This is a genomic window from Leifsonia sp. 10L418 (genome assembly GCF_056395445.1).
Map to the genome: position 1 here is coordinate 407,799 of NZ_JBFTJN010000002.1, position 13,844 is coordinate 421,642.

Here is a 13,844-nt window from a genome sequence, read left to right on the forward strand (position 1 = left end):
GTCAGCGTCGCGCGCCGACGACCATCCAGCGCGACCCGTGAGCCCGCAGACCGAGTGTGAGTGCGCGGGCGCCGAGGTAGCCGAACACGAACGCTGCCATCAGCAGCGCGAGGCCGAGCGCCCCGGGCGGTGCCCAGGCTCGCACCAGTAGCGCAAGGGGCACGAAGGCGGCGAAGTTCAGGATGCCGGTGAGCGCGAGATACCGGGCGTCGCCGGCCCCGATCAGCACGCCATCGAGCACGAACACGATCCCGCAGAGGGGCACCGAGAGTCCCAACACGATCAGGGTCGGCGGGAGTAGCGCGGCAACCTCCGCCGAACTCGTGAACAGAGAGCCGAGGATGCCGCTCACGGCGATCACCACCAGGCCGAGCACCGCGCCGCCCGCGATTCCCCATTCGAGGCAGCGGCGCAGCACCGCGCGCACGCTGTGCACATCGCCGGCGCCGAGGTCGCGCCCGACGAGTGCCTGGGCCGCGATTGCCAGTGCGTCGAGGGCGAACGCGAGGGTGGCGAACAGCGTCATCGCGATCTGAAAGGCGGCCAGATCGGCCGAGCCGAGACCGGTCGCCGTGAACACGGCGAGCAGCATCGCCGCGCGGAGGCTCACCGTGCGCAGGAACAGCCAGCCGCCCGACGCGGCGCCGAGCAGCATTCCGGCGCGATGCGGACGCAGGCTCGCGCCATCGCGCCGGGCATGCTTCACGACGACGGCGAGATAGACGAGCACCATCGCCCACTGCGCGACAACGGTGCCGAGCGCCGAGCCGGCGATGCCGAGCCCGAGGACGTAGATGAACAGAAAGTTGAGCACGATGTTCGCCGCGAAACCGAAACCGGCCACGTAAAGAGGCGTGCGCGTGTCTTGCAGGCCGCGCAGCAGACCGGTCGCCGCGAACACCAGCAACATGGCCGGGATGCCGAACATCGAGATCGACAGATAGCTGGCGGCATCCGCGGTGACAGCCTCATTCGCGCCGAATACCCCGACCAGCAGGGGAGTCGTGAACCAGCCGACGACGCCGAGCACCACGCCGAGGCCGAGGGCGAGCCAGAGCCCGTCGATGCCGACCGAGACGGCTCGGCGCCGATTGCCGGCGCCGAGCCAGCGGGCCACGGCCGGAGTCGTCGTGTACGCGAGGAAGACCATCAGTCCGATGATCGTCTGCAACACCGCGCTGGCCAGGCCGAGGCCGGCGAGCGGCGTCTCGCCCAGGTGGCCGACCATCGCCGAGTCGGCGAGCAAGAAGAGGGGCTCGGCGATCAAGGCGCCGAGCGCGGGGACGGCAAGGCGCAGGATCTCACGATCCATCGGGGCGCGGCGGAGAAGTTTGATGCTTCGATCCTATGAGCAGGTGGGAGGCGCCAACGCCGCCGCAGCCCCGGAAGTCGGGGTTAGACCATCACCGCGCGCGGGTCGTTGACGTCGACGATCTCCTTGCCGAGCGGCATCAGCGCGATCGGCACCATCTTGAAGTTGGCGATGCCGAGCGGAATCCCGATGATGGTGATGCAGAGCGCGATGCCGCTCAGGATGTGCTCGATCGCGATCCAAATTCCGGCCACGATCACCCAGATCACGTTGCCGAGAAACGAGAAGACCCCGGCATCGGGGCGGCTGACCACACGACGCCCGAACGGCCAGAGGGCATAGAAGCCGATGCGGAACGACGCGATGCCGAACGGAATCGTGACGATGAGGATGCAGCAGATGATTCCCGCGAGCATATAGCTGAGAAAGAGCCAGAAGCCCGACAGCACCAACCAGATGACGTTCAAAACGGTGTTCATTGTGTTTCCATCCAAGCACAGCGCGCTCTGAACGACCCGGAGGGCTCTAGAGTAATCGGCGTGACAACACCCGGAGCGCCCCGCGGCACCCGCCGCCGCAGCCTGGGCCGCGACGCCCGGCGCCCGGGCATCACCGGCTGGCTGATGGCCTCGCTGACCGGCTGGCGGCCGCACCCGGCTCAGGCCGTCGTCGGCGGGTTCGCTTCCGCGATCCTGGTCGGCACGGTGTTGCTGTTGCTCCCCATCTCTCAGACCGGCCCGGGCGGCGCGAGCTTCATCGAAGCGCTGTTCACCGCGACCTCGGCCGTGTGCGTGACCGGACTCGCCGTGGTCGACACGCTCACCTACTGGACGCCGTTCGGTCATGTCGTCATCCTGTTGCTCATCCAGGTCGGCGGCCTCGGCATCATGATCTTCGCGTCGTTGATCGGCCTCGTGCTCGCGCGCAAACTCTCGATCCGCGGTCGGATCACCGCGGCGGCCGAAGCCAAGAGCGTGGGACTCGACGACGTGCGCGGACTCGTGCGCGGCATCCTGCGCATCACCTTCACGATCGAGCTCGTGGTCTTTCTGCTGCTCACCCCGCGGTTCTGGCTCGGGTACGGCGAGGACTTCGGCTACGCGGTCTGGCTCGGGCTCTTCCACTCGGTGTCGGCGTTCAACAACGCCGGCTTCGCCCTGTTCAGCGACAACCTGATGGGATTCGCCACCGACCCGTTCATCTCCTTGCCGATTGCCGGGGCGATCATCCTCGGCGGCATCGGTTTTCCGGTGATCATGCAGCTGCGGAAGGAATTCACGAAGCCGCTGCACTGGTCGATGAACACCAAGATCATGCTCGTCGGCACCGGGCTGCTGCTCGCCGGCGGCACCGTGTACATCCTCGTGATCGAGTGGGCCAACCCGGGAACGCTCGGACCGATGGATGCCGGGGGCAAGGTGCTGGCCGCCTTCTTCCAATCGGTGCAGACCCGTACAGCGGGCTTCAACAGCATTGACATCGGCCAGATGCACTCGGCCAGCTGGCTCGGCATGGACGTGCTCATGTTCATCGGTGGCGGGCCGGCCGGAACCGCCGGCGGTATCAAGGTGACGACGTTCGCCGTGCTGTTCTTCATCATGGTCACCGAGCTGCGCGGACAGTCGGCGGTGAACATCTTCGGCAAGCGGCTGTCGCGCGCCGTGCACCGGCAGGCCATCACGATCGTACTTCTGGCCGTCGGCGTCGTCATGGCGGCCACCGTCGTGTTGATGTTGATGACCGATCTCGATCTCGACAAGATCCTGTTCGAGGTGGTCAGCGCCTTCGGCACTGTCGGGCTGTCGACCGGGATTACTCCCACCCTGCCGGCGGCCGCGCAGGTCGTGCTCGTGCTGCTGATGTTCATCGGACGCCTCGGTCCGCTCACGCTCGGCACTGCCATCGCTCTCAAACAGCGCCCGCTGCTCTACGAATACCCCAAGGAAAGGCCAGTCATTGGCTAAGTTCGGTTTCTTCTCAGACGCTCGCTCCAGCCGCATCGCCGAGGCCGACTCGGTCGCCGTGATCGGACTCGGCCGATTCGGAACCTCGCTCGCCCTCGAACTCATGGCCTCGGGCACCGAGGTGCTCGGCATCGATGCCGACGAAGAGATCGTGCAAGGCCTGAACGGCAAGCTCACCCAGGTGGTGCGGGCCGATTCGACGCGCGAGGAGGTGTTGCGCCAGCTGGCCGTGCACGAATTCGACCGCGTGGTCGTCTCGATCGGCAGCGACATTCAGGCCAGCATCCTGACCACCTCGCTGCTCATCCGGTTCGGCATCCCGGTGATCTGGGCCAAGGCGGTGAGCGATCCGCACGGTCAGATTCTTGAGCAGCTCGGTGTGAAGCACGTGATCTATCCCGAGAAAGATATGGGTCGGCGGGTGGCTCACCTCGTGCGCGGCGCCGCCCAGGACTACGTCGAAATCGATGCGAATTACGCCATGGTCAAAATGGAGCCGAACTCGGCGGTGCTCGGCAAGCGCCTGGGCGACACCGGAGTACGGGCGCAGTACGGCGTGACGATCACCGCGTTCAAACGCGGCGACGCCGAATGGGTGAACGCCGACACCGACACGGTGCTGCACCTCGGCGACACCATCCTGGTGGCGGGCCCGACGGCCCGGGCCGAGGAATTCGCGCAACTGCGCTGAGCCGGTGGTTGAGGAGCGCCCGACGGAGTCGGCCGCGTTTCGAAACCGCGCGAGCCGGCCTCCAGACGCAACCCCGTTCAAAGATTGGCTCGCCAGGTTTCGAGACGCTCGCTGGCGCTCGCTCCTCAACCACCGAAAATGGTCGCGCGCCGAATAGGGTGGAGGCATGACTGACGCTCCCCTCGCATCCGGTATCGACAGAGCAGAACTCGACCCGGCGGTTCGCCCGCAAGACGACCTCTTCAGGCACGTCAACGGCAAATGGATCGCCCGCACCGAGATCCCGTCCGACAAGGCGAGGTGGGGGTCGTTCTACCTGCTGGCCGAGGGCGCCGAGAAGGCGGTGCAGGAGATCATCCTCGAGGCACAGAACGCCGAACCGGGCACCGAAGAGCGCAAATTCGGCGACCTCTACGCCAGCTTCATCGACGAAGCCCGCATCGAAGCGCTCGGTGCCACGCCGCTCGCGGCCGACCTCGCCACCGTCGACACGATCACGTCGATCCCCAGCTTCGTCAGCACTCTCGGCCAGCTCGAACGGGCCGGCGTGCCCGGTGCCTTCCAGCTCTACGTCGACAACGACCCGGGAAACCCCGAGCGCTACCTCGTCTTCGTCGAGCAGGGCGGCCTCGGCCTACCCGATGAGTCCTACTTCCGCGACGAGAAATTCGCCGAGGTACGCACGGCCTACCTCACCTTCATCGAGCGGATGTTCACCCTCGCGGGGGTCACCGACGCCGCGGAACGCGCCCAGCGCGTTTTCGATCTCGAGACCGCGCTTGCCGGGCACCACTGGGACAACGTGACCACCCGCGACAGTGAGAAGACCTACAACCTGCGCGACTGGGACCAGATGTCGGCACTCGCCGCCGGCGCCGACCTCGACCTCTGGCTCACGGGCCTCGACGCCCCCACCGGGTCCTTCACCGAGGTCGTCGTGCGCGAGCCGAGCTTCGTCGCCGGATTGGCCGAGTTGCTGACCGAGCCCCGTCTGGAATCGTGGCAGGACTGGCTGCGCTGGCAGGTCATCCGCTCGTCGGCCGCCTACCTGTCGAGCGACTTCGTCGAGACGAACTTCGACTTCTACGGTCGCACCCTCACCGGCACCCCGCAGATCCGTGACCGCTGGAAGCGCGGCGTCTCGCTCGTCGAGGGCGCACTCGGCGAGGCCGTCGGCCGCATCTACGTCGACCGGCACTTCAAGTCCAGCGCCAAGGCCAGCATGGATGTGCTGGTCGACTACCTCGTCGAGGCCTACCGCGAGAGCATCACCACGCTCGATTGGATGACCGCCGAAACGCGCGAGCGCGCCCTCGACAAGCTCGACAAGTTCACGCCGAAGATCGGTTTCCCGGTGAAGTGGCGGGACTACTCGACGCTGTCGATCGACGCCGACAATCTCATCGCGAATGTGCGGGCGGCGAGCGAGTTCGAGTTCCAGCGCGAGCTCGGCAAGATCGGCAAGCCGCTCGACCGCGACGAGTGGTTCATGACCCCGCAGACGATCAACGCCTATTACAACCCCGGCTTCAACGAGATCGTCTTTCCCGCCGCGATCCTGCAGGCGCCGTTCTTCGACGAGGCGCGTGATGCCGCGGCCAACTACGGCGCGATCGGCGCGGTGATCGGGCACGAGATCGGGCACGGCTTCGACGACCAGGGCTCGAAGTATGACGGCGACGGACGCCTCACCGACTGGTGGACCGAAGCCGACCGGGCCGCATTCGAGGAACGCACCGCCTCGCTGATCGCGCAGTTCGACGCGCTCGAGCCGAAGCAGGTTCCGGGCAACCACGTCAACGGCGCCCTCACCATCGGCGAGAACATCGGCGACCTCGGCGGTCTCTCGATCGCGTGGAAGGCCTACCTGCTCTCGCTCGGAGGCGAGGAGCCTCCGGTGATCGACGGCTTCACCGGCGCCGAGCGCTTCTTCCTCTCCTGGGCGCAGGCCTGGCAGATGAAGATGCGCGACGAAGAGGCCGTGCGCCTGCTCGCCATCGACCCGCACTCGCCGAACGAGTTCCGTTGCAACCAGATCGTGCGCAACATCGACGACTTCTACGCGGCGTTCGGAGTCGTCGAGCAGGACGAGCTCTGGCTCGATCCGGCCGAGCGCGTCACCATCTGGTAGCTCGCGCACTCACGCCCCCGCCCGCCCACCCATTCCGTGTGTCGGGGGCGTGAGTTAGTGTGTTCGCGGGGGACTTGCCGCCCGAACGACAAAAGGACCGCCGACATGGCCACGCCAGCCCAAGAATCTGCACGCCGCTCTCGGCACGCGGACGAGCGCCGGGGCAAGCACCAGGGCGCCGATGCCCACGATAATTTTGCGCGCGGATTCCAGGCGCTCGGCGAGCTGGCTCTGAACGGCGTGCAGGTGTCTGCGCGGGCGACCGACCTGGTGTCGGGGCGCGAACTGTTCTCGATCGACGACCATGTCGTCATGCCGAGCGCCGGAATCGGCACCATTCTGCTGCTCGTCGAGGTCGCCGCGAAGCTGCGCGACGCCGACTTCGGCATGTACACCCTGCTCGACCGCACCGCGGCCGACTCGGTGGGTGGCTCGGGGGTCTGGCAGCACCTGCAGGCACCGTCGCTGCCGGTCGCCGACCTCGCCGCCCTGGTCGGGGCATCCAATGACAACCTGGCGACCAATGTTCTGATTCGAGCGGTCGGCCTTGAAGCCGTGCGCGATCGCGCCGAGTCGCTCGGTCTGACCCGCTCGGCCCTGCTCGATCTCGTGCGCGACAAACGCGGACCCGATGACGCCCCGCACCTCTCGGTCGGCTGCGCGAGAGAGCTCACCTGGTTGCTCACCGCCCTCGCGCGCGGCGAAGTCGTTGACGCCGAGGCGAGCGAACGGGTGCTCGGCTGGCTCTCGCTGAACTCCGACCTGTCGATGGTGGCGAGTGCGTTCGGCCTCGACCCGCACGCTCACCGCACCGGCGACCACGGGCTTCTGCTGGTCAACAAGACCGGCGCGGATGCCGGGGTGCGCAGCGAGATCGGCATCCTGCGCGGGCCGCGGGCGGGCGTGACCTATGCGGTCTCACTGACGTACGCCGACACCGGCGTGATCTCCCGGCTGGCCGTGCTCGACGGGATGCGGCAGGTCGGGCTCGATCTGCTGGAGTACGTGCACTGACCGATCGGTGATTGAGCCTGTCGAAATCACGTGACCTGGTCTCTCAAGCCGGTCACCGGGTCTCGACAGGCTCGACCAACGGATTAGTCGATCAGGTTCTGCTCCGCGAGCAAGCGCAAGACCTCGCCACCGGCCGGTGGGCAGCGGAACAGGTCGGCCGTACTCGCCCAGTGCAGGGCGCTGACCTCCGCCGACGGCCGCGGCTCGGCATCCGTCTCTGCGGCAAAGACCTGCATGCGCACCAAACGCCCGTCGGGTTCGCCGTGCGCCTGAATCACCACGGTGAACATCTCGGTCAAGGCAGCGGGATCGAGCTGGAGTTCGACCTCCTCCCACGCCTCGCGCGCCGCCCCCTCCGCCGCGCTCTCGCCGGCGTCGATCTTGCCGCCCGGCATGTAGATCACGTCGCGTCCGCGTGCGGTCACCATCAGCACTCGGCGGTCACGGATGAGCGCGATCGCCGCGACCAGGATGTCGGGCAGTGCGGCGGCGGGGCTGGGCGTTGAAGTCATTCCACCATTCAAGCCGATTCGCTGGCGCAAGCCCGCGCCAGCCAGACGGAGCCGATCAGCGCACGGTCAGGCGGATCGCTAAACTGGTCTGATCCCTGTTTCTGGCTTTAGCCACCTCTCGACCATTGGAGCCACCGTGGCCGCACCCTCCCGTCTCGATTCCGTCATTGCCCTCGCCCGCCACCGCGGGTTCGTCTTCCAGGCTGGTGAAATCTACGGGGGCTCGCGTTCAGCGTGGGACTACGGACCCCTCGGCGTCGAGCTCAAAGAGAACATCAAGAAGCAGTGGTGGCGATTCATGGTCACCTCGCGCGACGACGTCGTCGGCCTGGACTCCTCGGTCATTCTGCCGCGCAAGGTCTGGGAAGCATCCGGCCACGTCGAGGTCTTCAGCGACCCGCTCGTCGAGTGCACCAGCTGCCACAAGCGTTTTCGTGCAGACCACCTGATCGAAGAGTTCGAAGAGAAGAAGGGCCGCACGCCCGAGAACGGCCTCGACGACCTGCCCTGCCCGAACTGCGGAAACCGTCACATCTGGACCGAGCCGCGCGCCTTCTCCGGCCTGCTCAAGACCTTCCTCGGCCCGGTCGATGACGAAGCCGGCATGCACTACCTGCGCCCCGAAACCGCCCAGGGCATCTTCGTGAACTTCGCCAACGTGCTGCAGGCCTCGCGCCAGAAGCCGCCGTTCGGAATCGGTCAGATCGGCAAGAGCTTCCGCAACGAGATCACCCCCGGAAACTTCATCTTCCGCACCCGCGAGTTCGAGCAGATGGAGATGGAATTCTTTGTCGAGCCCGGCACCGACGAGACCTGGCACGAGTACTGGCTCGAGCAGCGCATGGGCTGGTACACCAGCCTCGGCATCAACCCCGAGAACCTGCGCTTCTACGACCACCCGGCCGAGAAGCTCTCGCACTACTCCAAGCGCACCGTCGACATCGAATACCGCTTCGGCTTCCCGGGCAGCGAGTTCGGCGAGCTCGAAGGCGTGGCGAACCGCACCGACTTCGACCTCAAGACGCACTCCGAGGCATCCGGCAAGGATCTCTCCTACTTCGACCAGACGAAGAACGAGCGCTGGATTCCGTACGTGATCGAGCCCGCAGCCGGCCTCACCCGCTCGCTGATGGCCTTCCTGGTCGACGCCTACGACGAAGAGGAAGTGCCGAACGCGAAGGGCGGCGTCGACAAGCGCACCGTGCTGCGCCTCGACCCGCGCCTGGCTCCGGTCAAGGTCGCCATCCTGCCGCTGTCCCGCAACGAGGCCCTCTCGCCGATGGCCCGCGAACTCGCGGCCAGCCTGCGCGAGTCGTGGAACGTCGACTTCGACGACGCCGGCGCGATCGGTCGCCGTTACCGCCGCCAAGACGAGATCGGCACCCCGTTCTGTGTCACCGTCGACTTCGACTCGCTCGAAGACCAGGCCGTCACCGTGCGTGACCGCGACACCATGAAGCAGGAGCGCGTGCCGCTCGCCGACCTCTACGCCTTCCTGGCCGAGCGGCTGCGCGGCGCGTAACCGCTAGCTCCACCAAAAACGGATGCCGACCTGCGATCAGCAGGTCGGCATCCGTTTTCGGTGATTGAGCTTGTCGAAATCCCGTCCGCTACACCAGCAGCGTGCGGTCGTCGAGCGTCGCGCCCTTGATCTTCTCGAACTCGGCGAGCAAGTCCTTCACCGTCAAGGTGCGCTTCAGCGCCTCGTCGGCGTCGAAGATGATGTGGCCGTCGTGCATCATGATCAGGCGGTTTCCCACACGCAGCGCCTGCTCCATGTTGTGCGTGACCATCAGGGTGGTCAGCCGGTCCTTCTCCACGATGCTCTGCGTGAGCCGCGTCACGAGCTCGGCCCGCTGCGGGTCGAGTGCCGCGGTGTGCTCGTCGAGCAGCAGGATGCGCGGCTGCGTGAACGTCGCCATAAGCAGCGAGAGCGCCTGGCGCTGGCCGCCGGAGAGCAGTCCGACCTTCGCCTTCAGACGTTGCTCGAGGCCAAGCTCCAGCGCGAGCAGCTCGGTCGCAAAGTGCTGGCGCTTCTTCTTTGTCACGGCCTGGGCGAGGCCGCGGGTGCGGCCACGAAGCCAGGCGATGGCCAGATTCTGCTCGATCGTGAGATCGGGCGAGGTGCCGGCCATCGGGTCTTGGAAGACGCGCCCGATGTAGGCGGCCCGAGCGTAGTCACGCAGCTTGTTGACGTTCTTGCCGTCAATCGAGATGTCGCCGGTCTCGGGGGTGAGCTTGCCGGCGATGGCGTTCAGCAGCGTCGACTTGCCGGCTCCGTTGCTGCCGATCACCGTGACGAAGTCGCCGGGGGCCAGGTGCAGGGAGACGTCGTTCAGCGCGATGCGCTCGTTGACGGTGCCGGGGAAGAAGGTCTTGGTGATGTGTTCGATCTTCAGCATGACGTTCCCTAACTCGCCCGCACGGCTGCGGTCGTTCGCAGTTGGCGCAGGCTCGGTATCTTCTTCAGGAATCCCCAGCGCGGCAGCAGCAGCGCGGCGATGACGAGCACAGCCGAGATGAGCTTCATGTCGTTCGGGTTCAGGCCGACGCTCAGCGCGAAGAAGATCACCAGGCGGTAGATGACGGCGCCGAGGATGACGGCGATCGTCGAGATGAAGATCGTGCGGCTGCCGAACACGGCCTGGCCGACGATGACCGACGCCAGACCGATCAGGATGAGACCGATGCCCATGCCGACATCCGCGAAGCCCTGGTACTGGGCGACGAGGGCGCCGCAGAGCGCGACCAGCGCGTTCGAGATGCAGAGCGTGAGGATCGTGGTGCGGTCGGTGTTCACACCGAAACTGCGGATCATCTGCTCGTTATTGCCGGTGGCCTGAATCGAGAGACCGAGGTCGGTGTGCAGAAACCAGTCGATCAGCAGTTTGATCGCCACGGCGATGCCGGCGAAGATCAGGATGCCGGACACGGTGCCGAGCATGTTCGCCTCGCGCAGCGGGGTCATCAGGGTGTCTTCACGCAACAGCGGAAGATTCGATTTGCCCATGATCCGCAGGTTGATCGAGTACAGCGCGATCATCGTCAGGATGCCGGCCAGCAGGCCGTCGATCTTGCCCTTGGTGAAGAGGAGGCCGGTGACCGCCCCCGCAGCAGCACCCGCTGCGGCACCCGCGAGGGTGGCCCAGATCGGGGAGATGCCGTCAATGATGAGTTTGGCTGCGACGGCCGCACCAGTCGTGAAACTTCCGTCAACGGTGAGGTCGGGAAAGTTGAGAATCTTGAACGTCAGGTAGACGCCCAGAGCCATAGTTGCGTAAAGCAGGCCGAGTTCGACCGCCGCAGTCATGTTCTTATCCTTCGTTTCTGACGCGGGCCGCTAGTCGATGACCTTGTCGGCCTTGTCAAGAACCGCTGCCGGGATGGTGACGCCCATGCGTTCTGCCGCCCCGGTGTTGATGATCAGCGAGATCTTGTCGAGGGTCTCGACGGGCATGGTCGCGGGGTCGGCGCCGTCCTTGAGGATGCGCACGGCCATCAGGCCGGTCTGGAAGCCCAGGTCGGTGTAGTCGATGCCGTACGTGGCGATAGCGCCGCTTTCGACCTGTCCGCCTTCAGCACCGAACAGCGGGATCTGCTTCGCCTCGGCGAACTGGATGACCGACCCGATGCCCTCGGTGACCTTGTTGTCGGTCGGGATGTAGATGGCGTCGACGTCGCCGAGCGACTCCGCAGCCTGGCTGACCTCGCTGGCGACCGTGACCGTCGCCTCCTTGATGGTCAGGCCCAACTTCTTGGCAGCATCCTTGGCCAGCTCGACCTGCACGTCGGAGTTGACTTCGCCCGAGCTGTAGATGATGCCGACGGTCTTCGCGTCGGGCAGAACATCCTTGATCAGCTGAAGCTGTTCCTTGACCGGGTTCAGGTCGCTGGTGCCGGTGATGTTGGCGCCCGGGGCGTCCCATTCGGCGACGAGGCCGGCTTCCTTCGGCTCGGTGACCGCGGTGAAGAGAACCGGGATGTCGGTGATCGTCTGCGCTGCCGCCTGAGCGGTCGGGGTGGCGATTGCGAGCACCAGGTCGACGTTGTCGTCCTTGAACTTGCCGGCGATCGTCGACGCGGTCGCCTGGTCGCCCTGAGCGTTCTGCTCGTCGTAGGTCACGTCGGTTCCCTCGACGTAGCCGGCCTCGGTGAGGGCCTTCTTGAAGCCGACCAGGGTGGCGTCGAGGGCCGGGTGCGCCACGATCTGGGTGACGCCGATCGTGATCATCTTCTTGGAGCCGGCATCGCCGTCTCCCGAGCCGGTCTCGGCGGTGCTGGCGCAGCCGGCGAGGGTGAGGGCGCTCACGGCGAGCAGACCCAGGGCGGGCAGCAGTTTGCGTCGGTTCATGGTGCGGGATTCTCCTTTGAATACGGTGCAGGGTGGTACGGATGCAGGATGTTCACATGCAGGGAAATACCGAGCGGGCCGCAGGCGCGGCGCTGTTCGGTCAGGGCGGTTCGACCGGGGTCGAACTACCAAGCTTGAGAGGCGGCCTGAAGGAATCGGTCGTTCGCCTCGACGGAGCCGATGGAAACGCGAATTCCCTCGCCGCTGAAGGCGCGGGCCAGGATGCCGTTGGCCACGAACACCGCGTTGACCCGATCGGTGTCGTCGCCGGTGCGGAGCCAGACGAAGTTCGCGTGCGAATCGGCCACGCTCACGCCGAGCGCGCGAAGGCCGAGAAGCACACGCGCCCGCTCGGCGACGATCGTGTCGATGCGCTCGCTGAGCTCGGCTTCGGCGTTCAGTGAGGCGACGGCCGCGCGCTGTGCCAGGTCGGTGACCGCGAACGGCACCGAGACGCGGCGCAGGTTGGCGGCGACGTCGGCCGGTGCGATCGCATAGCCGAGACGCAGACCCGCCAGCCCGTAGGCCTTCGAGAAGGTGTGCAGCACTGCGACGTTCGGGTACTGGTTGAAGAAGTCGATTCCGATGGCCGAATCCGGGTCTGTGTTGAAGTGCACGTAGGCCTCGTCGACGACGACGAGAACCTCGGCCGGCACGCATTCCATGAAGGAGTGAAGTTCGGCGGTGGTGACCGTTGCACCGGTCGGGTTGTTCGGGTTGCAGACGAAGATCAGCCGGGTGCGTGCGGTGATCGCCGCGGCCATGGCCGGCAGGTCGTGGCGCTCGTCAGCGGTCAGCGGAACCGGAACCGGTGTGGCCCCGGCGACCTGCACCAGAATCGGGTACGCCTCGAAGGAACGCCAGGCGAAGATGACCTCGTCGCCGTCACCGGCGCTCGCGTGAATCAGCTGGGAGGCAACCTCGACCGAGCCGGCGCCGAAGGCCAGGTTGTCGGGCTGCACGTCGTACCGCTTCGCGATACGCGCGGTGACTTCCGGCGCAGCCATGCTCGGGTACAGGTGGATGTTTCCCAGCGCGTCGGCCAGGCTCGCCACGACCGAGGGCAGCGGGGAGAACGGGTTCTCGTTGCTGGAAAGCTTGAATGCACCGGAATCGCCGGGCGCAACGCCCTGCTTGTAAGCGGGAAGATTCCCGATCGTCTCGCGTTGGAAAACCATCTGTACAACCTCTGTTAGTGGATACGCCGCTACACAGGAGTGTCAACGGCGACAATGTTGCTGATGCTAGCGAGGCTTCAGATGAGTCAGCAACTTGACTCATTTTGACCCCGCACGCTGTACTGTTTGGGGACAGTTTCTCTTGGTAAACCTTACAGATTGTTAGGGACATGTCCGAAACGAAAGCAGACGCCCTCGACTACGCGATCGTCAAGCTCTACACCGACGAGCCAAACACCAGCGTCGTGGAGGCCGCGCGGAGACTGGGTGTCGCGCGGCCGACCGTGCAGGCGCGGCTCAATCGGATGCACGAGAGCGGTGTCATCCGAAAATTCGAGCCGACGCTCGACGCGTCGGCATTCGGTTATCCGGTGACGGCGATCTGCCACGTCGAGATCGATCAAGACCTCGGGCACACCACGGCCTACGCCTGGCTGCAGCAGATTCCCGAGATCCTCGACATGTACACGACCTCGGGCGACAGCGACATCGTCGTGCGGATCGTGGCCCGGTCGAACGCCGACCTGCAGCGCGTCTTCGACACCATGATGCGCACCAAAGTGGTCAAGCGCACGCGCAGCTCGGTGGTGCTGACGACGCACTTTCAAAACCGCACGCTGCCGCTGCTCGCGATCGCGACGGCTGCACCGGTGGTCGAGCCTGTCGAGACCCGGCGACCCGGCCGCTGAAC

At 65.9% G+C, this 13,844-nt stretch carries 13 protein-coding genes; 6 read left to right on the plus strand and 7 right to left on the minus strand.

The window, feature by feature from the left end; genetic code table 11:
* Window position 1: 1 nt before the first annotated feature.
* A complete protein-coding gene (locus tag AC1DCF_RS05375; protein ID WP_477210128.1) occupies window positions 2-1,312 on the minus strand; it encodes an MATE family efflux transporter in 1,311 nt (436 codons plus the stop codon).
* Between the two features lie 83 nt (window positions 1,313-1,395).
* Window positions 1,396-1,791: a YccF domain-containing protein gene (locus AC1DCF_RS05380; protein ID WP_477210129.1), complete on the minus strand. Its 396-nt coding sequence runs from the start codon at window positions 1,789-1,791 to the stop codon at window positions 1,396-1,398.
* A 144-nt stretch (window positions 1,792-1,935) separates the two neighbouring features.
* Between AC1DCF_RS05380 and AC1DCF_RS05385 the strand changes: the two genes are divergently transcribed.
* The 4 genes from AC1DCF_RS05385 (at window position 1,936) to AC1DCF_RS05400 (ending at window position 7,112) form a co-directional block, all read left to right on the plus strand.
* A complete protein-coding gene (locus tag AC1DCF_RS05385; protein WP_477210543.1) occupies window positions 1,936-3,276 on the plus strand; it encodes a TrkH family potassium uptake protein in 1,341 nt (446 codons plus the stop codon).
* A complete protein-coding gene (locus AC1DCF_RS05390) occupies window positions 3,269-3,967 on the plus strand; it encodes a potassium channel family protein (protein WP_477210130.1) in 699 nt (232 codons plus the stop codon). Before AC1DCF_RS05385 ends, AC1DCF_RS05390 begins: the two co-directional genes overlap by 8 nt.
* Window positions 3,968-4,133: 166 nt before the next feature.
* Entirely contained in the window at window positions 4,134-6,098 is a 1,965-nt protein-coding gene (locus tag AC1DCF_RS05395; protein ID WP_477210131.1) for a M13 family metallopeptidase, read from the plus strand.
* Window positions 6,099-6,203: 105 nt separating this feature from the next.
* Window positions 6,204-7,112, plus strand: coding sequence for a serine hydrolase (locus AC1DCF_RS05400; RefSeq protein WP_441789340.1), 909 nt, complete (start codon window positions 6,204-6,206; stop codon window positions 7,110-7,112).
* 83 nt (window positions 7,113-7,195) lie between these two features.
* On the opposite strand, the gene AC1DCF_RS05405 is transcribed toward AC1DCF_RS05400, so the two are convergent.
* Entirely contained in the window at window positions 7,196-7,624 is a 429-nt protein-coding gene (locus tag AC1DCF_RS05405) for an NUDIX hydrolase (RefSeq protein WP_477210132.1), read from the minus strand.
* A 136-nt stretch (window positions 7,625-7,760) separates the two neighbouring features.
* On the opposite strand from AC1DCF_RS05405, the gene AC1DCF_RS05410 reads away from it, so the two are divergent.
* Window positions 7,761-9,146, plus strand: a complete 1,386-nt coding sequence (locus AC1DCF_RS05410; protein ID WP_441789342.1) for a glycine--tRNA ligase — start codon at window positions 7,761-7,763, stop codon at window positions 9,144-9,146.
* Between the two features lie 88 nt (window positions 9,147-9,234).
* Here the strand turns inward: AC1DCF_RS05410 and AC1DCF_RS05415 are convergent, their stop codons facing one another.
* From AC1DCF_RS05415 to hisC, 4 genes are all read right to left on the minus strand, one after another.
* Window positions 9,235-10,026 (minus strand): ABC transporter ATP-binding protein, encoded by a 792-nt coding sequence (locus AC1DCF_RS05415; protein WP_477210133.1) that lies wholly within the window; start codon window positions 10,024-10,026, stop codon window positions 9,235-9,237.
* A gap of 8 nt (window positions 10,027-10,034) precedes the next feature.
* Entirely contained in the window at window positions 10,035-10,934 is a 900-nt protein-coding gene (locus AC1DCF_RS05420; RefSeq protein ID WP_441789344.1) for an ABC transporter permease, read from the minus strand.
* A 30-nt stretch (window positions 10,935-10,964) separates the two neighbouring features.
* Window positions 10,965-11,975 carry an ABC transporter substrate-binding protein gene (locus AC1DCF_RS05425; protein WP_441789345.1) on the minus strand — a complete coding sequence of 337 codons (1,011 nt, stop codon included), beginning with the start codon at window positions 11,973-11,975 and terminating at the stop codon, window positions 10,965-10,967.
* Between the two features lie 125 nt (window positions 11,976-12,100).
* Window positions 12,101-13,153, minus strand: coding sequence for a histidinol-phosphate transaminase (gene hisC / locus AC1DCF_RS05430; protein ID WP_477210134.1), 1,053 nt, complete (start codon window positions 13,151-13,153; stop codon window positions 12,101-12,103).
* A gap of 170 nt (window positions 13,154-13,323) precedes the next feature.
* Between hisC and AC1DCF_RS05435 the strand changes: the two genes are divergently transcribed.
* A complete protein-coding gene (locus tag AC1DCF_RS05435; protein WP_441789347.1) occupies window positions 13,324-13,842 on the plus strand; it encodes an Lrp/AsnC family transcriptional regulator in 519 nt (172 codons plus the stop codon).
* Window positions 13,843-13,844 lie beyond the last annotated feature (2 nt).

Excerpts from the sequence above, each read along its gene's own strand:
- AC1DCF_RS05375 (WP_477210128.1), bottom strand. The coding sequence starts at position 1,312 with ATGGATCGTGAGATCCTGCGCCTTGCCGTCCCCGCGCTCGGCGCCTTG.
- AC1DCF_RS05415 (WP_477210133.1), bottom strand. The coding sequence starts at position 10,026 with ATGCTGAAGATCGAACACATCACCAAGACCTTCTTCCCCGGCACCGTC.
- AC1DCF_RS05400 (WP_441789340.1), top strand. The coding sequence starts at position 6,204 with ATGGCCACGCCAGCCCAAGAATCTGCACGCCGCTCTCGGCACGCGGAC.
- AC1DCF_RS05420 (WP_441789344.1), bottom strand. The coding sequence starts at position 10,934 with ATGACTGCGGCGGTCGAACTCGGCCTGCTTTACGCAACTATGGCTCTG.
- AC1DCF_RS05385 (WP_477210543.1), top strand. The coding sequence starts at position 1,936 with ATGGCCTCGCTGACCGGCTGGCGGCCGCACCCGGCTCAGGCCGTCGTC.
- hisC (WP_477210134.1), bottom strand. The coding sequence starts at position 13,153 with ATGGTTTTCCAACGCGAGACGATCGGGAATCTTCCCGCTTACAAGCAG.
- AC1DCF_RS05380 (WP_477210129.1), bottom strand. The coding sequence starts at position 1,791 with ATGAACACCGTTTTGAACGTCATCTGGTTGGTGCTGTCGGGCTTCTGG.
- AC1DCF_RS05425 (WP_441789345.1), bottom strand. The coding sequence starts at position 11,975 with ATGAACCGACGCAAACTGCTGCCCGCCCTGGGTCTGCTCGCCGTGAGC.
- AC1DCF_RS05405 (WP_477210132.1), bottom strand. The coding sequence starts at position 7,624 with ATGACTTCAACGCCCAGCCCCGCCGCCGCACTGCCCGACATCCTGGTC.
- AC1DCF_RS05395 (WP_477210131.1), top strand. The coding sequence starts at position 4,134 with ATGACTGACGCTCCCCTCGCATCCGGTATCGACAGAGCAGAACTCGAC.
- AC1DCF_RS05435 (WP_441789347.1), top strand. The coding sequence starts at position 13,324 with ATGTCCGAAACGAAAGCAGACGCCCTCGACTACGCGATCGTCAAGCTC.